This is a genomic window from Paenibacillus sp. USDA918EY, from assembly GCF_009870825.1.
Lineage (GTDB): Bacteria > Bacillota > Bacilli > Paenibacillales > Paenibacillaceae > Paenibacillus_AQ > Paenibacillus_AQ albilobatus.
Map to the genome: position 1 here is coordinate 401,742 of NZ_WTWY01000003.1, position 20,224 is coordinate 421,965.

The window sequence follows — 20,224 nt, forward strand, 5'->3', positions numbered from 1 at the left end:
TGATTTGGCGGACAGCCTGGGATTCTGCCCGGATCGGGAATTCCCAGGTTCGCCTCGATTTCTGCTTTCCAAAGCCGGGAGCGGAAGAACCGCCGTACGCTCCTAAAGCCACGGTTCTGGAGGGACATCCGCTCGGCCGCAAAACCTCCCGAAACGCCGAACCGATCTTCGTGTACATTATACATTTCCCCAAACGATTTGCGAAAGACGAAAAACGTGAAAAATGTTTACCTTTTTGAAGCGCCGGCTCCCATCTTTTCGGGAAGCGCTTGGAACGACCCATCCCGCGAACGGATACGTTTCCGCCGCGAATTCGGGGGTCGAACGCAATGCGATTGTCAACATAACGATAAAAACGGTTCTCTTATCGGGTTCGACGAATGGTATGATAAAATGACAGATGAATTTTGTCCTGGGAAGTGAATACATAATGTGGAAGCCCGACCGTCACAGCAAAAAACCGCTCTATGAACAAATCGCCGATCATCTGGAGCAGCGGATATCCTACGGCGAATTTCCGCCCGGCAGCCTGCTGCCGTCCGAAAGAAAGCTGGCCGAGCAGCTCGGGGTCAACCGGAGCACGGTCATTTTGGCTTTCGGAGAGCTGCGGTCGATGGGAATCATCGAGAGCCGTCCCGGCAGCGGCACGCACGTGAGCAAATACAAATGGGGAGCCGTGCCGAAACATACCCCCAATTGGAAGCGGTATGCCGAAGGCGGGAGCTTTTTGCCGAACCTGCCGTTTCTGCGCCGGATTCGCGAAGCGCTGCAGCAAAACCCGGATCTCATCGATTTCGCCAGCGGGGAGCTGTCCGCGGACTTGTCGCCGCTCGGGGAAATTACCGAACTGATGGGAGCGCAGCCCTCCCCTTCTTATTTGGGGTATGACCACCCGCAAGGGTACATGCCTTTAAGACAAGCCGTTGCCTCATACCTGGACCGGTATCGCGGGGTCCAGACGACGGAATCGTCCGTATTGATTACTTCGGGATCCCAGCAGTCGCTGTATTTGATCACGCAGTGCCTGTTGTCCCCCGGAGACGCGGTGGCGATCGAAGACCCGTCTTATCATTATTCGCTGCCGATGTTTCAGTCCGCGGGGCTGCGGATTTTCGGCCTGCCTGCCGACGAAGGCGGCATCCGGCCCGAGGAGATTCGTTCCTTGGTTAAAAAACACCGCATCAAAATGATCTTCGTCAACCCGAATTTTCAAAATCCGACGGGAGCGCTTCTGCCCGACGACAGGCGCGGCAAATTGCTGGAAATCGCAAGCGAGCTGGGCCTGCCGATCGTGGAGGATGACCCTTACAGCCTGACGGATTACGATGGTTTGGACCGTCCTTCGCTAAAGTCCATGGATCGCGTCGGTTCCGTCCTGTATATCGGCTCCTTGTCCAAAATCGCGGCATCCGGCCTGCGCGTCGGATGGATGGTTGCCCCGCATTCGATCGTGGAACGGCTTGCGGATGCAAGACAGCAGATGGACTTCGGCCTGAGCGTCATACCGCAGCAGGTGGCGGCCCGGTTTTTGGAATCGCCTTATTTTGAGCCGCATTTGGAGCGCTTGCGCATGCAGCTGCGCCTGAAGCGGGACCTGCTGATCGATGCGCTGCATCAAGCGCTTCCGAAGCTTATCCGTTTTCACGTTCCGCAAGGCGGAATCCATTTGTGGTGCCAACTCGTGCCCGAGGTGAACGATGCCAAGCTGCTGGAAGAAGCGATCAAAAAGGGCGTCGTGTTTGTGCCCGGGAGTGTGTACGGCTCGGATTCCGGGTACGTGCGGTTTACGTTCGGACGGGCAAAAGCCGAGAACATCGGGACGGGCATCGCCAAATTCGCCGAGGCCCTGCGGGCGTTGATCCGTTAATGGCCCGGATGTTTGGTACACGAACACGAAACGGACAACGGCCGCGCTATTCGAGCTGCGCGGCCGTTGTCCGTTTCGTTCTATTTTATTTGCCGGTCCCGATCATGATCATAATGACGGCCAGCACGACGATGCAGGCGACGTAAATCCCGCTGAGACGCCCCCACTTTTTGCCCGTTTGCTTGAAATAATTCGGGTCGCTGTCTTTGTTGCTTTTGGATTGCCCGATCATCATGGTGGCGATAAATCCACCGATCATCACGGCCACGGCGATTACCAATAACCAGAACATGTTTCCCCTCCTGCCATGGGTCCTTCCTTAACATGTCTCATTATAATAAAACGCCCGCCGATTGGCACCATCCATTTCTTCGGCGGATCGGACCATCCAGTTTACTCCCACAATCCGAACTCTTCATAGATTTTCCGCGAAACGACGCCGTCCTGCCGCATCTGATGATCTCGTTGGAATTTTCTGACGGCCGCGGACGTACCCGGACCGAATCTCCCGTCGCATGGGCCTTCAAAAAATCCGGCGCTTTTCAGGCGGGACTGGATCAGCTGCACGTCTCCGCCGATATCCCCTTCGGCAAGATCCCTCGGATTTTGCTGTGGTTCTCCCAATACGTGCCCGTAAATCGTGACCTTGGTGCCGAGCGGAATCATATCGTACAATTCCAAAACGTTGGCGTTGTTCATGCGGATGCAGCCATGGCTTGCATGCTGTCCGATGGAATAAGACCTGTTGGTGCCATGAATGCCGTAAATGCCCCAAGGAACGTTTAAGCCAAGCCATCTGGGGCCGAAAGCGGGTCCCCAATTTTTCCCTTTGTATACCACTTTATACTCCCCGATCGGGGTGGGTGTGGACGGGTTTCCGACCGCAACGGCATATTTTTTGATGATTTGGCCTTTTTTCTTGACGACAAGCCGGTGTTTGACCGGATAAACCTCAATGGCGTATTCCCCTTCGTCGGCGACGATGGGCAGCGACGGCTCGGCAAATGCGGCTGCCGTATGGCCGGTCCAGAAAAGCGCAAGACATAACGCCATCATGGAAAAGGCATATTTATGTATGTTCCGATCCAACATGGTCACCACTTTACCGTTAGGTCTTTTTTTAAGTTTGCGACCAAAACGGCTTTTTATGCAAAACCGTTCAAAGAATGCTGCCGTACTAGATCAGCAAAAAGCCTCCCTTGAAAAAATCAAGGAAGGCTTTGGGAAACGGCGGAAGCTTTTTTTACGATATTTTGACCAGGCTGTAGTTTTTCTTGCCTTTGCGGATAATGATGAAGCGCCCGCCGATCGCGTGCTCCGCGGTCACTTCCAGCGCCAAATCCGTCACGCGTTCGCCGTTCATCGAAATCGCGCCGTTGTTAATATCTTCGCGCGCCTGGCGTTTGGAAGGTTCGATGCCCAGGTCCACCAGCCAGTCGACGATGTTTTTCGATTCCTTCGTCGCTTCGAACGTCGGCATTTCTTTGAAGCCCTGCTCGATCTCATCGGCCGTCAGCGATTTGATGTCGCCGCTGAACAAAGCGGCCGTGATGCGTTTGGCTTGCTCCAGCATTTCTTCGCCGTGCACGAATCGGGTCATTTCTTCGGCGAGCGTTTTTTGCGCTTCGCGTTTATGCGGCTCGGTTTCCACCTTGCGCGCAAGCTCCCCGATTTCCTCTTGGGACAGGAACGTAAAGTATTTCAAGTATTTCACGACGTCGCGGTCGTCGGTATTCGCCCAGAACTGGTAGAATTCGAACGGCGTCGTTTTGTTCGGGTCCAGCCAGATAGCGCCTCCCGCGGTTTTGCCGAACTTCGTTCCGTCGGCTTTGAGCATGAGCGGAATCGTCAGACCGAACGCTTTCGCTTCCGATCCTTCCTTTTTACGGATCAGGTCCAGGCCGCTCGTAATGTTGCCCCATTGGTCGGAACCGCCGATTTGCAGCTGCACGTCCTCATGCTGGTACAAATGGAGGAAATCCAGCGACTGCAGGATTTGGTAGGAAAATTCCGTGAAGGAAATGCCGCTCTCGAGTCGGCTCGCTACGACGTCTTTGGCCAGCATCGCGTTGATGCTGAAGTTTTTGCCGTAGTCGCGCAAAAATTCGATGACGTTGATTTTATGCGTCCAGTCGTAGTTGTTGACGAACCGGATTTGATTGTCGCCTTCGGTCATAAACAATTTTTTCAGCTGCGCTGTCAGCGCGTCCACGTTGGCCTGGACTTGTTCCAGCGATTGCAGCGAACGCTCGGTTGTGCGCCCGCTCGGATCGCCGATCGTTCCGGTGGCTCCGCCGATCAAAATGACCGGACGATGGCCGGCAAGCTGGAACCGCTTCAGCACCATGAAAGGGATCAAGTGGCCGATATGCATGCTGTCCCCGGTCGGGTCCACCCCGCAGTATAACGAGATCGATTTTTGATTTGTCAATTCCCGGAGCCCTTCGGCGTCCGTCTGCTGATTGATGGCGTCGCGCCATTCAAGTTCGTCGATAATATTCAATGCAAAACACTCCCTTTAATTTCGTAATGCCCTTATAACGAACCATTTATTTCGCGTTGAAAAACAAAAATCGTCCCTTGTCTAATTCTAGACATAGGGACGATTGAATAACCGTGTTACCACCCACATTGCATCAATGGCTTTCGCGCTGCCGCGCGCCATTCATGCCGCTCTTTTTCGCGAAATATCGTTCGCGATTCCGCCCGGCATTACCCGGGATGCTCCAGAGTGTAATTCGCTAAGCTTCGTATGTACCGGGTTCCACCACCCCCGGCTTTCTGGAACAGGGACCAAGCTTGCTACTGGGCTCTTTCAACGCATGCCGTATATAAGATTATCAAAAGTATAGTGAAATCGGATGTTCATGTCAACTATTCCTTATCCTTGCCGGCCTCGCGCCTATTTGTAATACCGGCTGCGAAACCGGCTCGGGGACTCTCCGGTCCAACGCTTGAACTGCCTGCTGAAATGCGCGATGTTTTTATAGCCGAGCCGGGCCGAAATCGCTTCGACCGACAGCTCCGGATCCATTAGCATCAGCTTCGATTTTTTCAGCATCAGCGCCGATAAATACTGCCGGGGCGACATCCCGTAGACTTGGGCGAAAATCCGGTTGAGCGCCGACGGGCTGTAGCCGACCGCCGCGGCGGCGGACGCGATCGTGTCGCCGGAGTCCCGGGCGCCGCCCTCCCGCGTCTCCTCGACCTCCCGTTCCAGAAGCGACGCCGCCCGGGAAGCGATCTGGGAGTATCGAGAATGCGAAGCGTCCGTCTCCTGCCCGGAAAGCGTCCCGCTAATGCCTGCGAACAGCTCGAACAAAGCGGACAAAATTCTCATCCGCGAGTCCACGCGCGCGGCGGTTTCGTCCGAGGTCAACGCAAGCAGCCGGTCCAGCGCGGGACGTACCGCTTCCGACAGCGGACTGCCGGCTTTATGGAAACAGGCGTGGTTCCAGCAAAGCAGCTCGCGAAACGACGGTTCGTCCACGTCGAAATGAAGGCAATAATACGTCATGTCCTCCTCGCCGATCACCCGGCTTTCATGCGGATCGCCAGGATTGAGCAGCATCAGGTCGCCCGGCTTTTGGATATAACGTTTGCCGTTCACGCACATCTCCTGCGTTCCCTCCAGCACGAGATTCACTTCGAACAGCGGATGCCTGTGAATCGGATAGCTCCAATCCCCGGCGACCGTTCGCCAATGGGCGGCAAACACGCGAAAGGTCGAATCGATGTCGGGAAGCATCACTTCCTTGCGTATGCGGTCCATCGCAAATTCCACTTGCCACCAGCTCCTTCGCTTGATTCCATAGGTGATCAAAAATGTGATTGAAATGGGTAAAAACATGCAAGCCTTGGGCATGGGATCGCCCGAAAATCATTGATAAGATGTAGTCATTATAGCATAAACTCCAATCCGTTCTCTTTTTGAGAAGAATGGGTAATTTCATACCGCGAGGAGTGTTACGATGACCATCATTCAAAATCCGATCCTGACGGGGTTTAACCCCGATCCTTGCATTTGCCGGGCCGGCGAAGATTATTATATTGCCGTGTCGACGTTCGAGTGGTTCCCCGGCGTCGGGATTTACCATTCGAAAGACTTGAAGCATTGGCGTCTCGTATCCAGACCTCTCAACCGGCTCAGCCAGCTCAACATGACGGGCAATCCGGATTCGGGCGGCATTTGGGCACCCCAATTGTCTTATGCTGACGAACGGTTCTGGCTCATTTACACCGACGTCAAAGTGACGGAAGGACAATGGAAGGACTGCCATAACTATCTCGTCACCTGCGACACGATCGACGGCGAATGGTCCGAGCCGGTCCATATGAACAGCTCCGGGTTCGACCCGTCCCTGTTCCATGACGAGGACGGCAAAAAATATTTCATCAACATGATGTGGGACCAGCGCGTCGGCCATCATCCGTTTTACGGCATCGTGCTGCAGGAATACGACGCCGAGGCGCAAAAGCTCGTCGGAAAACCGGAAATCATTTTCAAAGGCACCGACATCAAGCTGACCGAAGCGCCGCATCTGTATAAAATCAATGGCTACTACTACCTGCTTACCGCCGAAGGCGGCACCCGTTACGACCATCAGGCGACGATCGCACGCTCCAGACAACTTCGCGGCCCTTACGAGGTGCACCCGGAAAATCCGCTGATTTCCTCCTGGTCCACGCCGCGCAATCCGCTGCAAAAAGCCGGACATGCCTCGATTGTGCAGACCCATACCGATGAATGGTTCCTCGTTCATCTGACGGGCCGGCCGCTGCCGCGGGAAGGCCAGCCGCTGCTCGATCCGCGCGGGTTTTGCCCGCTCGGCCGGGAGACGGCGATCCAGCGTCTGGAATGGCGGGGCGATTGGCCTTACGTCGTAGGCGGAAACTCCCCCGCGCTGGAAATCGAAGGCCCGAACATTCCGGAAGCGCCGTGGGAACCGGACATTCCGGAAAAAGACGACTTCAACGACGACGTGCTGAACCTGCATTTTCAAAATCTGCGCATTCCGTTAGGACCGGATACGGTGTCGCTCACCGACCGCCCCGGACATCTGCGCCTGTACGGCCGGGAATCGCTGACGTCCAAATTCACGCAGGCTTACGTGGCGCGGCGCTGGCAGCATTTCAAATTTACGGCCGAAACGAAGGTGGCCTTTCAGCCGCAAACCTTCCAGCAATCCGCAGGGCTCGTCAATTATTACAACACCCAAAACTGGACGTCCTGCCAGATCACCTGGAACGAAGAAAAGGGCCGCATTTTGGAGCTCGTTTCCTGCGATAATTTTGTCTTCGACCAACCTTTGAAGGGCCGGGAAATACCGGTTCCGGACGAGGTGGAATACGTATATTTACGCGTCGACGTCGATTACGGCGATTATCGTTATTCCTATTCGTTTGACGGTAAAACTTGGTCGGCTATTCCGGTGACGTTCGACTCCTACAAGCTGTCGGATGACTACATCCAGGGCGGCGGGTTCTTCACGGGCGCGTTCGTCGGGATGCAATGCCAGGACACGTCCGGACGGCGCCAACACGCCGATTTCGATTATTTCAGCTATATCACGCGGTAAGGAAGCCCCAACTGGTTCATCGAAGACGGTCTGCCCAGGCAGATCGTTTTTGCTTGGCAGATCCTCGGTCCCCCTTTACCGCCAGTCCTCCGTTATATACAATAAAGTCCCTTCCACGTGTTATTGGAAGGGACTTTTTATGCAAGCCGCCTGCCGGCAGCATAAAAGCTTGCCCGAAGACTATAACCAATCTTCGCGGCAAGCTTTTGTTTCTTTTTAACCTTTCACCGAACCGGCGGCGATGCCTTCCACGATCCGATCGCTCAGGAACAGGAACATGACCAGGATCGGCAAAATGCTGATCATCAGCGTCGCCCCGATCGAACCCCAGTCGGTCGTGTACTGGCCGATAAAGTTTTGCACCCCGACCGTCAGCGTCTTGTACGAATCCGAGCTGATAAACGTATTGACGAAAATAAATTCATTCCAATTGTAAATCATGTTGATAATGCCCGTTGTGGCGATAACCGAGCTGGTCATCGGCAGCACGATCCGGAAAAACAAGCGGTTGACGGAGCAGCCGTCCATCACCCCCGCCTCCTCCACCTCCCTCGGCAGCGCGTAATAAAAGCCGAGCATAATCATGATCGTGATCGGCATGTTAAACGCCACATAGGACAAAATCAGCGACAGCGGATTGTTCGTCAGCCCGGCCTTGTTGAACATGCTGAACAGCGGGATCAGCGTCGAATGGACGGGAATCATCATCGCCACCATAAACAGGCCGAGCACAAGGGAGCTTCCCTTCCATCTCATCCTCGTCATGGCGAACGTCGCCAGGCTTCCCAGCATGATCGTCAGCGCCGACGCGGCGATCGTGATCCAGACGCTGTTCAGAAAATATACGCTGATGTTGCCCGCGCTCCATACCTTTTCGTAGTTCTCCCAGCGGAAATGGGTCGGGAGCGAAAGCGGCGGCAGGTTGAACACTTCCTGGTTGTTTTTCAATGAGAAAAAAAACAGCCAGACGAGCGGCAGCAGCTGCAGGGCGGCAACGGCCGTCAAAACGATGTACAGGACGCCGTTACCGATTTTTTTGCCCGTCTTGGACTTCGGCGACATCTGCCGGGCAGGCGGCAACAAAGCTTCGGACGTCATATAGCGGCCCTCCTTAAGAATATTGGATCGTATCTTTTGTGGCGGTGAGCTTTCGGATGACCCAGGTCACGATGAGGCAGATCACCAGCAGGAAAAAGCCGATCGCGCTGCCGTAACCGAAATCGTAAGCCCGGAACGCCGTATGATACATGTAGGACGCCATCACTTCGCTGGAGCCGTTTGGCCCGCCGTCGGTCATGACGTAGATCAGGTCGAAATATTTCAAGGAACCGACCGCCGCCAGCACGATCGTCACCTTGATGACTTCCATCGCAAGCGGCAGCTTGATTCTCCAGGCAATCTGCCAGGAGTTCGCCCCGTCGATTTTCGCCGCTTCCTCGAGCGAGGACGGGATGTTTTTGAGCGCGGCGTAATAGATCAAAATATAGAAACCCGCATACTGCCACAAAATCGGAACGAAGAGGGCGAACAACACCAGCTTCGGCTCCGACAGCCATGCAGGGGGATTGGCGAAACCAAGCGATTCCAGCACGCTGTTCACGATGCCGTTCGACGGGTGGTAAATCCGCAGCCACAGCTGGGCAATGGCGACCGAGGACAGCAGCATCGGAATCAAATAAATTTTCCGGAACAGATTCGCGCCTTTGATCCGGGTTGCAAGCACCATCGCAATCGCCAGGTAAATGAGCAAGCTTGCGCAGGAAAAAACGGCAAGCAGCAGGGAATGCCAGGCGCTGTTCCAGAAGGTCCGGTCCGAAAGCAAAGCCGCGTAATTATCGAGCCCGATAAACTTCATCTTGCCGATCCCGTTCCACTGGTTTAATCCATAATAAGCGGTCAGCACGATCGGAATATAAACGATAGCCAGAATAAGCAGCAGCGCAGGCAGAACGTACAGGGCAATCATTTTTTTGTTGGACATCACTTTGTCCATCGTCTCCCACTCCTTTCATGATCAAGGCTTCCGGGAAAAACTTATCCGGCCTGGCGGCCGGATAAAGTGCATTTCTGCGTTTTCCCGTCTTTTCAGATCTCGTCAGTTGCCCTTCGCAATCGCCTTGTCATGCTCTTCCGAGAATTGTTCAGGGGAGACGGCTTTGCCGAACAGCGCCTGAATATTGTTCAGATGCGTCTCGGCCGCGTTCGCCGGCATCTGTACATCGGCAAACAGGGTGATGCTGCTCGCTTTGTTCATTTCGTTAAAGAGGTCAATGTACAATTGCGGCAAATCGAGGGAAGACGTATCCACCTTGGTCGCCGGAATGACGCCCGCGCCGGTGACCGATTGCTCGCCCCATTTTTTCACGAAATACTCGACGAACGCTTTTGCTTCCTCTTTCACTTCGGAATTTTGGGACACGAACAAACCAACGCCCGGTCCGCCTACCCAGCTGTCGATATTGCCTTTGCCGCCTTCCACCGTCGGGAATTTGAAGAAGCCGACGTTGTCGCGGAATTCTTTCGGAATGTCTTCATTGGTCGTATAGTTCGGCAGCTCCCACGTGCCCATCAAGTACATGGCCGCTTTGCCGTTCAAAAATTCGGATTTGCCTTCCTCGTTGGACAATCCGTTAAAGCCCTTGATAAACGCGTTGCTGTCCACCAGCGACTGCACTTCTTTCGCGGCCTGCACCAGGCCGGGATCCTTGAACGAGCCGGAACCTGCGATCGCGTCCGCAAGCGTTTTTTGTCCGGCGATGCGGTCGGCCAGGTACATGTACCAGAGCGAACCGGTCCAGCGGTCTTTGTTGCCGAGGGCGATCGGAGCGATGCCGTTGTCGGAAAGCGTTTTCGATAGCGCCTTAAATTGTTCGTAGGTTTGCGGGACTTCGAGGTTGTATTTCTTGAAAATCGCTTTGTTGTAATAAATCGGCGCAATGTTGAACTCGAGCGGAAGCGCGTACGTTTTTCCGTCGATGGCGTAAGCTTCGGTCGTGCCGGCCACGAATTTATCCTTCAGCTCGCCGCCCAGTAGGTCGTCCAGCGGAGCAAACAGGTTGCCTTCCACGTATGGCTTCAGGAAACCGGCCGCCCAGGTGACGCCGACGTCCGGCAGCTCGTTGGAAGCGGACAGCACCTTCAGCTTGTTTTTGTACTGCTCGTTGTCGAGAACTTCCTGCTTGATCGTGACGTTCGGATGCTCTTTTTGATAGTCGCCAATAATTTGGTTCACGATTTTGTTTTGCCCGGCGGATACGCCTTCAGGCCATAAATGCATAAACTTGATCGTTACTTTTTCGCCGGCTTTGTCGCCGCCTTCGGACGGGGATGCGCTTGAACCTCCATCCTTTTGGCCGCAGCCGGCCGCAAACAACGCCACGCACAGCGTCAACAGCAGAACGCCCCATTTTTTACCGAACATCTTTCACAGCCCCTTTTCTCATTATCTGCATCGGGTTGCAACCGCTTACCTAAAGTGTATCAGCGTGTCGGCTAAGCCGTAAGGTCAGAGAGATTGGGACTCATACCACTTTTATTGGATTTTCGCGTCCTGATCCAGCCACTGCTGACGATATTGCCCCGGGCTCACGCCTTCCAGGTCCCGGAATACCTTCACGAAATATTTGGGCGTCTGATATCCGGCATGCTCCGCCACTTCGGCGATGGAAAGCCGCGTGCCGGTCAGCAGCTCCTTCGCCCGCTGCACTCTCCTTCTCGTGACGTAGTCGCTGAACGTAAGGCCCGTCTGCTCCTTGAAATGAACGCTGAAATAACTGGCATTCATGTGCAGATGTTCGGCCGTTTCGCGCAGGGATACCGACTCCGCCAAATGCTCGTCGATATAGAGCAGCGCTTTTTGAACCTGAGGGCTATAAACCTTCTCTTCCCGAACCGTTTCCAGCAGCTTCGGATCCACCAGCTTCTGCATCCGTTCGATCTTATCGTTCAACTGCTCCCGCTGCAGCGCCGTTTCCACCGCCTGTACCAGCTTCGTTTTGTCCAGCGGCTTCAGCAAATAATCGACGACCCCGAATTTTAGCGCCGTGCGCGCGTATTCAAAGTCGGAATGGCCCGAAATAATAATGACGACCGGAGGATGGGGCATGCGGCCGATCCGTTCCACCAGTTCAAGCCCGTTGATCTCCGGCATCCGGATATCGGTCACCAGCAGGCTCGCTTCATGGCTCTCCAGCCAAGACAGCGCCTCCCCGCCGCTCGCGGCGATTTCGATCCGGTAACGACCCGAAGACCACATCTCCAACGTTTTGCGTATGCCTTCCCTTGTCCGCGGCTCATCGTCTACAACAAGAATGTTTTTCATTGGGATCTCCCCTTTCCGTCATCAGGTATTTCCAAGGAAACGACCGTGCCTTTCCCTTCCTGGCTGCAAATGACAAGTCCTTCCGCTTTATCCGCATAATACAGCCGGAGGCGCCGCTCCACGTTAACGATGCCGACGCCTTTCCCTTTGGAGGAACTCATGTAGCCTTCGCGCATCGCTTCGTAAATCGAGGATATTTTCTCGGGGGACATACCCGGGCCGTCATCCGTTACGGTGATCCGCGTGTACCCAGCCCGCTCCGACGGCTGTACCTGCAGCACGACCATGCCCGGACCGGTGCGCTGTTCCACGCCGTGCAGAATGGCGTTTTCGACGAGCGGCTGAATGAGCAGCTTCGGCAGCGGAACGTAGCGGCAGTCCTCATCGGCTTCAATGCGCCAAGATAGCCGGTCAAGCATGCGCATTTTCATGATCGTCAAATACCTGCCCGCATGATCGAGCTCATCCCCGATCGTCACCCATTCCTCGTCGTCGGACCGGTTAATGACATACCGGAACAAGCCGGACATGGCTACGACGATTTGGGCCAGCTCTTCCTCGCCTTGCTCCTCCAGCGCCCAATAGAACGCTTCCAACGTATTGAACAAAAAATGGGGATTGATTTGCGCCTGCAGCGCTTTCAATTCCGTCCGGCTTTGAATAATTTCTTTCTGGTACACGACCTCGATCAGCTCGTTGAGGGAATCCACCATCTGGTTATACGTATTGTTCAGCTCCTGCAGCTCCATCGTGGAGGAGGCGATCGTATTGCGCTTCAAATTGCCGAACCTCGACCCCCGCATCGCCTTGATCAGATTCAGAATCGGCCGGGTAATCATCGTCGACAGCGTGAAGCTTAAAATCAGGAAAAGCATCGCCCCGGCAAGGCCGGACACGATAATGACCGTGCGCAGCACCGAAATGCCTTCGGTCGTATAATTGACGGGCGTCAAAATGACGAGGTCCCAGCCGGTCTTTTTGGACTGCCTTTCGACGGCGATATAGGCTTTGCCCCCCAGTTCAATCGTCTCCCCGTCATGATGGAGCACCTGCTTGGAAAGGATGGCCGGTCCGAAGCTTGAAAATATTTTTCTGCCTGCTTCGTCGAACAACCCCATCGTCTCCTGGGTTTCCGTGGCGGAGCGGATATCCGAAAGCGCAAAATAACTTTTGTCGATCCGGACAAGCACATATCCGCCATGGGCGAAAGACTGGTCCATCAGCCTGACCTGCCGGATGGCGACAACCGTATCGGGATCCAGCGGATCGAGGCCGAGCCAGACCAGCTTGCCCCCGTTTTGGTTCACCCTTTGAATCCACGTGCCCGATACGCGGTCGGTCAATTCAAGATCGTACAAAGGCACAAGGCTCCGATAGTCCGTCGTATAGAGCTCCAGGGACCGGATGCCCGTCGTGTAAGCCTCGTATTTGCGCACCTCCTGCTGCAGCGATTGGCGCATGGCGAAGCTGACCCGCTCCCCGAGCACCTCCCTGCCCAGCAGCGACTGGATCGTCGCATCGGTCGCCACCTGCGTCGTCAGCATGTCGATCTGCTGCAGCAGCGCGTCCAGCTGCCCGGCGGCCTGCACCGCGGTCTGCTGAATATGCTTCTGGGCGTTGTTGCGCAGCAGCACCGAAACCCGATCGAACATAAAAAATCCGACAAGCGCCAAAATGATGCACATGACCAGCATGAATCCAAGAAAGATTTGGTTGCGCAGCGTGTTCCTTTTCCCCAAATGAATCAACAACTGACTTCTCCCCCTTGAAGATCCCGTGTCTGCCTGCATTGTACACCAAAAATGCGCCGGATGACGAGTCCGTGATCCCGGGCCGCGCGGCGAAGCGGCACCGCTATATGCGCTCCCGGACAACCGGCATTTGGCTTGCAGGGCGTTCTGCTTCGAACGGCCATCCCAAACCAATGGAAAAAGCGCTCCACGAAAGAGCGCTTCTCCCATCTGCTTTTTATCATCCCTTCGGGCCCTCCCCTGCTGCCGCCGGGACCACCGGCCAATTTCAGTGGCGAAGCGCTGGAATTTACATTTCCGCAAGTTGCGCCACGCGGTAATAGGCCGATTTCGGAAGATGCCGTTCATCGAATAGGAACGGCCAATTTTTCCTGCCGCGCACCGGAAAATCGTCCAGCCACGTATAGTCGTCCGCCGCGCCCCAGAACGTCACGGAACTGACCGTCCCGCGGTATTCCTTGAGCAGCCGGAACACCGCTTCGTACACCTCGGCCTGCCTTTCCAGCATGCCGGGTTCGGGTTCGAGCAGGTCCGTCCGCCGGTCGTCAAAACGGAAAACCGAGACGTCCAGCTCCGTCAGCTGCAGCTCCAGCCCCAAGGAAGCATACTTCTCGATCGCCGCGCGGATATCGTCAAGCGACGGGTCGAAAATGTTCCAGTGCGCCTGCAGGCCGATGCCGTGGATCGGAACGCCCTGATCCAGCAGCGACTTGACCAAGGCGTAGATTTTGTCGCGTTTATGCGGATGGGATTCATTATAGTCGTTGTAGAACAACCGGGCGGTTGGATCTGCTTCATGCGCAAATTCGAACGCCTTGGCGATAAAGTCGGGACCCGCGATCTCCAGCCACTTCGACGGCCGGAGCAGTTCGTCGCCCTCGTCGGCGACCGCTTCATTCACGACATCCCAGGCATAAATATCATCCTTGTACCGTCCGACAACGGTTTCAATATGGGAGCGAAGCCGCTCCAGCAGCACCCCCTTGCCGACGGGGCGTCCGTCCGCCTCCTGAAACAGCCAGTCGCTGGTTTGGTTATGCCACACCAGCGTATGTCCCCGCACAGCCATGCCGTGCCGGCGCGCAAAATCGACGATTGTGTCGGACTCGCCAAAGGCGTAAACGTCCTCCGACGGATGAATATTCTCGAATTTCATCTCGTTTTCGGCCGTCAAGCTGTTAAAATGCCGCGTCAGCAGGTTCTCTTGCGTCCGAATCGTGCCGGAGCTGACCGCCGCGCCGATCTTGAAGCCGTCCGCAAACACGTCTTTTAACGCAGCCTCGGCCGTCTTTGGTTGATTCATGAACTTTCCCCCCTTACACCCATCGCTTATTCTTTCACGCTTCCCACATTCAGTCCGACGACGAAATATTTTTGCATAAACGGATAGACGAGCAATATCGGCACGGAAGCCACGATCGTAACCGCGGCGCGGATCGACAGCGGCGTCACCATCGAAACGGCCGCTTCCTGCGTCATGCCTGCGCCGTTGGCCACCGCCGGGTTGCTGTTGGCGTTCATGCTGGAAGACAGCAGCTTCATCAGCTCGTATTGCAGCGTGCTGAGCTCTTGCCGCGACGACGTGAACAGGAAGGCGTCAAACCAGGAGTTCCACGCGCCTACGGCGACAAACAGCGCGATGGTGGCGAGCACCGGCTTGCAAAGCGGAAAAATAATCCGCCAAAAAATTTTGAATTCCCCCGCCCCGTCGATTTTCGCCGACTCCACCAAGCTTTCCGGGATCGTGCCGATATACGTCCGGATAACGATCATATTAAACGCGCTGATCATCGACGGAACGACGTAGACCCAGAACGTGTTGATCAGATGCAGGTCCTTCATCAGGAAATATCCCGGAATCAAACCGGCGTTAAAATACATCGTCAGCACAAAAATGAGCGTGATCGGCTTGCGGAATACATATTCCCTTCGGCTGAGCGTATAGGCGAGCATCGTCGTCAAGAAGATGTTCAGCACGGTGGAAAGCACCGTCCTCGCCACCGAGATCAGGAAAGCGTCGTAAATCGTTCCCGAGGCGAAAACCGCCTTGTAGTTTTGCAGCGTAAACTGCCGCGGCCACAAGTAAAGTCCGCCGCGAATCGTATCGTTCCCCGCATTAAACGAAACGACGATCGTGTTCAGGAAAGGATACAGCGTCACCACGACAAGCGCAATCATGAACAGCGCATTGAATGTATGAAAAAGGATCGGCTCGGTCCGGCTTTTTCCGTTCCGTTTATAGATTGCAGCAGCCGGCGCCGCCCCCGGGGTGATGGTTTGGTTTCCCATGTCTATAACAGCCTCTCTTCCCCTAGTCGTTTGGCAATCCAGTTGGCGAACAGCAGCATCGTGACGCTGACGACGGTTTTGAATATGCCGCCGGCCGTCGCCAACGAATAGTTGCCTTGGGCAATCCCGTATTTCAGCACAAAGATGTCGATCGTTTCCGCCCAATCGACGACAAGCCCGTTGCCCAGCAAATACTGCACCTCAAAACCCGCTTCCAGGATGTGGCCGATCGACATGATCAATAAAATGACGATGGTCGGCTTGATGCCCGGAAGCGTGACGTGGAACATTTTCTTGTACCGGCTGGCCCCGTCGATTTCGGCGGCTTCGTACAGCGCCGGATCGATGGAGGACATGGCGGCCAAATAAATGATCGTGTTCCAGCCGACTTCCTTCCAGACGTGGGAAGCGCCGACGACGCCCCAAAAATAATGGCCTTCGCTAAGCCACAGGATCGGCTCCTTAATCAAATGAAGCTTCATCAAAATGTCGTTGACGATGCCGTCCGAAGCCAAGGTTGTCGCCACGATGCCGGTGACGATGACCCAGGACAGAAAATGCGGCAAATAGGAAATGGTCTGTACCGCCCGTTTCCAAAATACTTTTTTGATTTCGTTCAGCAAAAGCGCCAAAACAATCGCCGTCACAAACCCCAATACCAGATTGATGACGCTCATGGCGAGCGTATTGCGCAATACGCGCAAAAAATTGTCGTCCAGAAACAAAAACTTGAAATGCTTGAATCCCACCCATTTTTGATCCGCAAAATCGAGGGCCGGCTTGTAATCCTGGAAAGCCATCGTCCAGCCCCAGATCGGCACGTAAGAAAACAAGATGATATACGCCAGCAAAGGGACCGACATCCAGATCAACTGCCGCTGGTTTTTGATCAAGGACCAGGTCACCGGCTGCCTTCTCCCTTTTTTCGGCTTGCGGACGAAAGGCTTTTTCGTTAAGGTCTCTTCCATCATTTTTTCTCCCCACCGAGCCTTGGATTTAAGAAAGCGGAAGGCCGCATTGGCGCCTCCCGCCTCCCGCTAGCTTCTGATGCCTTACTTCACCGACCAGTTCTCGATCCGCCATTGAAGAACTTCGTTGATCCGATCCTCGTAAGCTTTAATGTTCAGCTTGTGGATCTCGTTCGTATATTCGGTCCATACGCTGTCAAAATCGGACGGGTTCGCCAAGATCGCCTTCGGCAAAAATTTGGTCGACAAGTCGTTTTGCTTCGTATTGACGATTTTGGCTTCGGAACCTTCCACCAGATCGACGCTCCATGCCGGATAATAGATCGGATTCTCCGGCGCCGGGCTGAAGAAATCGACATAGCTCTTGAAGCCGTAGGCCTTCAGGAACTTTTTGTCGTATTCTTCGAGACCTGCCTGGTACTCTTCCGGCTGCGCCGCGCCATCCGTCGCGTTGCCGTCGCTGAAGAAACCTTGCATTTTCGGGCTGAAGCTGTACAGCGTGTCCGCTTTGTTCGCCAGCTTCCAAGTAGCGTCCGTGAATTTGTCGCGCTGCTCCTGCGTTTTCATGAAACGGCCTTTTTCGTTCACGATGTAGTCCTCGCCTTCGATCCCCCAGGAGAGGATCTTCTGCCAATCTTCCTGGATCAGGCGATCCCACAGCTTGAGTATTTTCACCGGATCCTTGGCGTTCACGCTGATGCCGAAGCCGTTGTTCAGGTTCAGCGCCGGGCGGTCCAAATAATAATCCCTCGTGCTCTCGTCGTACACGAGCGGCAGCCCTACATAGGTTCTTTCGTGCTTTTTCTGCGTGATCAGGGCGTTTTCGGCGTTTTGGAAATTCCAATGCTGGTCGAACATGCCCAACACCGTTCCGCTGGAAATTTTGGCAAGGTACTGATCGAAGTTTTGCGTAAACGTTTCTTTGTCGATCAGCCCTTTGGCGTTAATTTCGTTCAGCTTTTGATAGTAACGTTTCGCATAGTCCTTGTCCGCGAAAATTTCAGCCTTGCCGTCGTTCACGACCACGCTGCCGTCGTTCGGATGGCCGATCAAATGCTGCGGCGCGTTGAACAACCCCCAGTTTTTCCAGTCGTAGTTCAAAATTTCGAATCCGATCGTCGGCTTGCCGTCGATGTTCGGATGTTTTTCTTTATACTTGGCGATCAGGTCGAAGTATTCGTCAAGCGTCTTGACCTTCGGATATCCGGCTTCCTCGAGCACCGCCTTTTGAATCCAGAACGCCGGCCCGGAATACCATGTGGAGCTCACTTCCCCGTTGTAGGCCCCGTAGTTCGGCAAAATGTAAATATGTCCGTCATTCGGGTCCTTCATCATGTTCCAGTACTTCTCGTAATGTTTTTTCAAATTCGGAGCGTATTTTTCGATGAGGTCTTCCAGCGGAATGTATGCGCCTGCCGCCGTCAATTTTGTATTTCCGGTCATAATGTCCGGGTAATCGGAACCTGCGATCATGACGCCAAGCTTCTGATTGAGGTCGCCGGCCAGAAACTCGAATTTAAAGGTCGCGCCAAGCTCGTCTTTAATCTTTTTGTAAATTTTGTTGTCCGGCGTCGGCTGCTGGCCGGCTTCGCCGATGAACGCCGTAATTTCAAACGGTTCGACTTTCCCTTCGGCATTGCCTCCCGATGCGGCCTCGCTTCCGGCCTTCGCGTCTCCGGATGTGGCCGTCTTGTCGCTTCCCCCGCATCCCGCCAGAATGAAGCTGAACGACAGCAGCATAACCATGCCGAGCCGGAGCACTGATTTTGACTTGCCCCCCATGTATAGCACCTCCGTTAAAATTTGTCACCTAAGGGATTGGAAGCCCTTACAGGTAACTTATCCTTATTGTAAAATCGCTTTCAAAGCCGAACTATATCGCAATTAAAGCATTACCCCCAAAAAGTTTAGTTTTTGGCTTTGAATTCGTTGGGGCTCATGCCCATTCGTTTTTCGAAATGCTTCAAAAATTGCCCGTAATTGGCGTAGCCGACGCTTTCGGCGATCTCGCTGTTCTTCAGCCTGCCCTCCTTCAGGAGGACTGCGGCTTCTTCAATGCGAAAGTTGTGGACAAGCTCGTTAAAGCCGATCCCGTTCTTTCGAATCAGCAGCTGGCCCAAATAGACCGGATGCAAATAAAACAATTCGGCCAGCTTGCGGATCGTCAGCGGCTCGCGAAAATGGGCGCGGATGTATTCGTTGATCTCCTGAATGATGCCTTGCGATTTGAGCGCCTGCTCGCGGGATAAAAGCTCGATGGCGTCGTTGCCGCAAACCAGCAGGCAGTCCATCAGGTCGCCGAGATGGATGACGGCCTCCGACAGCCCGAACAAAAACGGGTGGTACTCATCCAAAACCCGTTTGCTCCGTTCATCGCCCAGTTCGCTCAAGTGATCCATCATTTGATACATCAGATGAATGACGGTATTTTTCACGGTTTCCGGCTCAACCATCGCTTGGCGAAAGCTTTCGGCCGCAGACGCCACGGCTTCGCAAAAACCTGCGGCATCCAGGACGTTTAACGCCCCCGTCATGCGATCGATCAGCCGAACCTGGTCGTAATGGTACTGACAGGACCGGGCCTGCACCGATTCATACTTCCGGATACGGCCGTAGCCGGAATCGTAAAAATTGTAGCGAATCGCTTCCTTGGCGGTTTGAAGGCATCTCTCCAGTTGAGTCAGCGAACGGGCTTCCAAGCCCGCAGACATAAAAACCCGATACGGAGAGTACGCTTCCGACAGCTGCTCAAGGACCTGCAGCGATTCATTTTCCGCCCCTTTCGAAGGCGTGACCCCGTACACGATGCCGAAGCTGTGCGTGCCGATGTCGACGAGATACATCGCTTCCCGGTCCCGCAGCACGGCTGCCGCGATCTCGCGCATCCGCGCATAGACCGGCGGATCGCACTGCACCAGGCAAAAGTTCCATGCCTCCTTTGCTGCGGACAAGCGGCCGAGCACGTCCAGCTCGTCTGAAGACAAAGGCTCGTTCAGCGCCGCCTTTTTGACCAAGGTCACCGTTTCTTCACGCGCGGCGATTCGGGTGATGCGCTGTTTTTCGCGTTCGCGGCACAGCTCCCGGTAGGCGGCTTCCAGCTCTTTTTCGGCCTCCTCCTGGTCCACCGGCTTCAGCAAAAAATGGGTGATTCCGTGCCGCATCGCCCGGCGGGCATATTCAAATTCGCTGTACCCGCTGACGATGGCGAACATCACGTTTCGATCCCCTTCTTTTTGCCATGCGTCGATCATTTCAAGTCCGTCGAGCAGCGGCATGTGAATGTCGGTTACGACCAGATCCGGCTTCAGCTCCCGGATTTTGTTCAATCCGTCGGCCCCGTTGCCGGAGGTTCCGCAAACGTCGAAGCCGAGCCGATCCCAATCGATCCACAGCTGCATGCCCTCCAAGGCGCCGGGTTCGTCATCGATCAGCAGCACTTTGTAACGCAT

General features: G+C 54.7%; 17 protein-coding genes and 1 other annotated feature. Of the genes, 2 read left to right on the forward strand and 15 right to left on the reverse strand.

What is annotated here, in order from left to right:
* The first annotated feature begins 430 nt into the window (after positions 1-430).
* Complete coding sequence (pdxR, locus tag GQY55_RS09545; protein WP_160040598.1) at positions 431-1,867, forward strand: MocR-like pyridoxine biosynthesis transcription factor PdxR; 1,437 nt, start codon at positions 431-433, stop codon at positions 1,865-1,867.
* An 85-nt stretch (positions 1,868-1,952) separates the two neighbouring features.
* Here the strand turns inward: pdxR and GQY55_RS09550 are convergent, their stop codons facing one another.
* The 4 genes from GQY55_RS09550 to GQY55_RS09565 all read right to left on the reverse strand — a co-directional run bounded on the left by GQY55_RS09550 (position 1,953) and on the right by GQY55_RS09565 (position 5,651).
* A complete protein-coding gene (locus tag GQY55_RS09550) occupies positions 1,953-2,159 on the reverse strand; it encodes a hypothetical protein (protein ID WP_160040601.1) in 207 nt (68 codons plus the stop codon).
* Between the two features lie 101 nt (positions 2,160-2,260).
* Positions 2,261-2,923, reverse strand: coding sequence for a L,D-transpeptidase family protein (locus tag GQY55_RS09555; protein ID WP_236575515.1), 663 nt, complete (start codon positions 2,921-2,923; stop codon positions 2,261-2,263).
* Positions 2,924-3,110: 187 nt separating this feature from the next.
* Positions 3,111-4,370 carry a tyrosine--tRNA ligase gene (gene tyrS, locus GQY55_RS09560; RefSeq protein ID WP_160040607.1) on the reverse strand — a complete coding sequence of 420 codons (1,260 nt, stop codon included), beginning with the start codon at positions 4,368-4,370 and terminating at the stop codon, positions 3,111-3,113.
* Positions 4,371-4,462: 92 nt separating this feature from the next.
* Positions 4,463-4,695: a binding site (T-box leader), on the reverse strand.
* A 74-nt stretch (positions 4,696-4,769) separates the two neighbouring features.
* A complete protein-coding gene (locus GQY55_RS09565) occupies positions 4,770-5,651 on the reverse strand; it encodes a helix-turn-helix domain-containing protein (RefSeq protein ID WP_236575516.1) in 882 nt (293 codons plus the stop codon).
* 187 nt (positions 5,652-5,838) lie between these two features.
* On the opposite strand from GQY55_RS09565, the gene GQY55_RS09570 reads away from it, so the two are divergent.
* On the forward strand, positions 5,839-7,446 hold the full coding sequence (locus GQY55_RS09570; RefSeq protein WP_160040610.1) for a glycoside hydrolase family 43 protein: 1,608 nt from the start codon (positions 5,839-5,841) through the stop codon (positions 7,444-7,446).
* A 216-nt stretch (positions 7,447-7,662) separates the two neighbouring features.
* Here the strand turns inward: GQY55_RS09570 and GQY55_RS09575 are convergent, their stop codons facing one another.
* The 11 genes from GQY55_RS09575 to GQY55_RS09625 form a co-directional block, all read right to left on the reverse strand.
* The gene (locus tag GQY55_RS09575; protein ID WP_373309171.1) at positions 7,663-8,508 is read right to left on the reverse strand and encodes a carbohydrate ABC transporter permease; all 846 of its coding nucleotides are present in this window, start codon (positions 8,506-8,508) and stop codon (positions 7,663-7,665) included.
* Positions 8,509-8,557: 49 nt separating this feature from the next.
* Positions 8,558-9,439, reverse strand: coding sequence for a carbohydrate ABC transporter permease (locus GQY55_RS09580; protein ID WP_160040616.1), 882 nt, complete (start codon positions 9,437-9,439; stop codon positions 8,558-8,560).
* Between the two features lie 102 nt (positions 9,440-9,541).
* Positions 9,542-10,867 (reverse strand): extracellular solute-binding protein, encoded by a 1,326-nt coding sequence (locus GQY55_RS09585; protein ID WP_160040619.1) that lies wholly within the window; start codon positions 10,865-10,867, stop codon positions 9,542-9,544.
* Between the two features lie 111 nt (positions 10,868-10,978).
* Positions 10,979-11,767, reverse strand: a complete 789-nt coding sequence (locus GQY55_RS09590) for a response regulator (RefSeq protein ID WP_160040622.1) — start codon at positions 11,765-11,767, stop codon at positions 10,979-10,981.
* Complete coding sequence (locus GQY55_RS09595; protein WP_373309173.1) at positions 11,764-13,461, reverse strand: cache domain-containing sensor histidine kinase; 1,698 nt, start codon at positions 13,459-13,461, stop codon at positions 11,764-11,766. The genes GQY55_RS09590 and GQY55_RS09595 overlap by 4 nt, the downstream gene beginning before the upstream one ends.
* A gap of 50 nt (positions 13,462-13,511) precedes the next feature.
* Positions 13,512-13,742, reverse strand: a complete 231-nt coding sequence (locus GQY55_RS09600) for a hypothetical protein (protein WP_160040625.1) — start codon at positions 13,740-13,742, stop codon at positions 13,512-13,514.
* 65 nt (positions 13,743-13,807) lie between these two features.
* Positions 13,808-14,821, reverse strand: a complete 1,014-nt coding sequence (locus tag GQY55_RS09605; RefSeq protein WP_160040628.1) for an endo-1,4-beta-xylanase — start codon at positions 14,819-14,821, stop codon at positions 13,808-13,810.
* 26 nt (positions 14,822-14,847) lie between these two features.
* A complete protein-coding gene (locus tag GQY55_RS09610; RefSeq protein ID WP_160040631.1) occupies positions 14,848-15,807 on the reverse strand; it encodes a carbohydrate ABC transporter permease in 960 nt (319 codons plus the stop codon).
* Positions 15,808-15,809: 2 nt separating this feature from the next.
* Complete coding sequence (locus GQY55_RS09615; RefSeq protein ID WP_160040634.1) at positions 15,810-16,775, reverse strand: ABC transporter permease; 966 nt, start codon at positions 16,773-16,775, stop codon at positions 15,810-15,812.
* An 84-nt stretch (positions 16,776-16,859) separates the two neighbouring features.
* On the reverse strand, positions 16,860-18,557 hold the full coding sequence (locus GQY55_RS09620) for an ABC transporter substrate-binding protein (protein WP_160040637.1): 1,698 nt from the start codon (positions 18,555-18,557) through the stop codon (positions 16,860-16,862).
* A 125-nt stretch (positions 18,558-18,682) separates the two neighbouring features.
* A complete protein-coding gene (locus GQY55_RS09625; protein ID WP_160040640.1) occupies positions 18,683-20,224 on the reverse strand; it encodes a response regulator transcription factor in 1,542 nt (513 codons plus the stop codon).

Coding starts and splice junctions, on each gene's coding strand:
- GQY55_RS09595 (WP_373309173.1), bottom strand. CDS start 13,461: ATGCTGGTCATGTGCATCATTTTGGCGCTTGTCGGATTTTTTATGTTC.
- GQY55_RS09575 (WP_373309171.1), bottom strand. CDS start 8,508: ATGTCGCCGAAGTCCAAGACGGGCAAAAAAATCGGTAACGGCGTCCTG.
- GQY55_RS09580 (WP_160040616.1), bottom strand. CDS start 9,439: ATGGACAAAGTGATGTCCAACAAAAAAATGATTGCCCTGTACGTTCTG.
- GQY55_RS09605 (WP_160040628.1), bottom strand. CDS start 14,821: ATGAATCAACCAAAGACGGCCGAGGCTGCGTTAAAAGACGTGTTTGCG.
- GQY55_RS09610 (WP_160040631.1), bottom strand. CDS start 15,807: ATGGGAAACCAAACCATCACCCCGGGGGCGGCGCCGGCTGCTGCAATC.
- GQY55_RS09615 (WP_160040634.1), bottom strand. CDS start 16,775: ATGGAAGAGACCTTAACGAAAAAGCCTTTCGTCCGCAAGCCGAAAAAA.
- GQY55_RS09625 (WP_160040640.1), bottom strand. CDS start 20,224: ATGCGTTACAAAGTGCTGCTGATCGATGACGAACCCGGCGCCTTGGAG.
- GQY55_RS09570 (WP_160040610.1), top strand. CDS start 5,839: ATGACCATCATTCAAAATCCGATCCTGACGGGGTTTAACCCCGATCCT.
- GQY55_RS09600 (WP_160040625.1), bottom strand. CDS start 13,742: ATGATAAAAAGCAGATGGGAGAAGCGCTCTTTCGTGGAGCGCTTTTTC.
- GQY55_RS09620 (WP_160040637.1), bottom strand. CDS start 18,557: ATGGGGGGCAAGTCAAAATCAGTGCTCCGGCTCGGCATGGTTATGCTG.
- GQY55_RS09585 (WP_160040619.1), bottom strand. CDS start 10,867: ATGTTCGGTAAAAAATGGGGCGTTCTGCTGTTGACGCTGTGCGTGGCG.
- pdxR (WP_160040598.1), top strand. CDS start 431: ATGTGGAAGCCCGACCGTCACAGCAAAAAACCGCTCTATGAACAAATC.
- GQY55_RS09550 (WP_160040601.1), bottom strand. CDS start 2,159: ATGTTCTGGTTATTGGTAATCGCCGTGGCCGTGATGATCGGTGGATTT.
- GQY55_RS09555 (WP_236575515.1), bottom strand. CDS start 2,923: ATGATGGCGTTATGTCTTGCGCTTTTCTGGACCGGCCATACGGCAGCC.
- GQY55_RS09590 (WP_160040622.1), bottom strand. CDS start 11,767: ATGAAAAACATTCTTGTTGTAGACGATGAGCCGCGGACAAGGGAAGGC.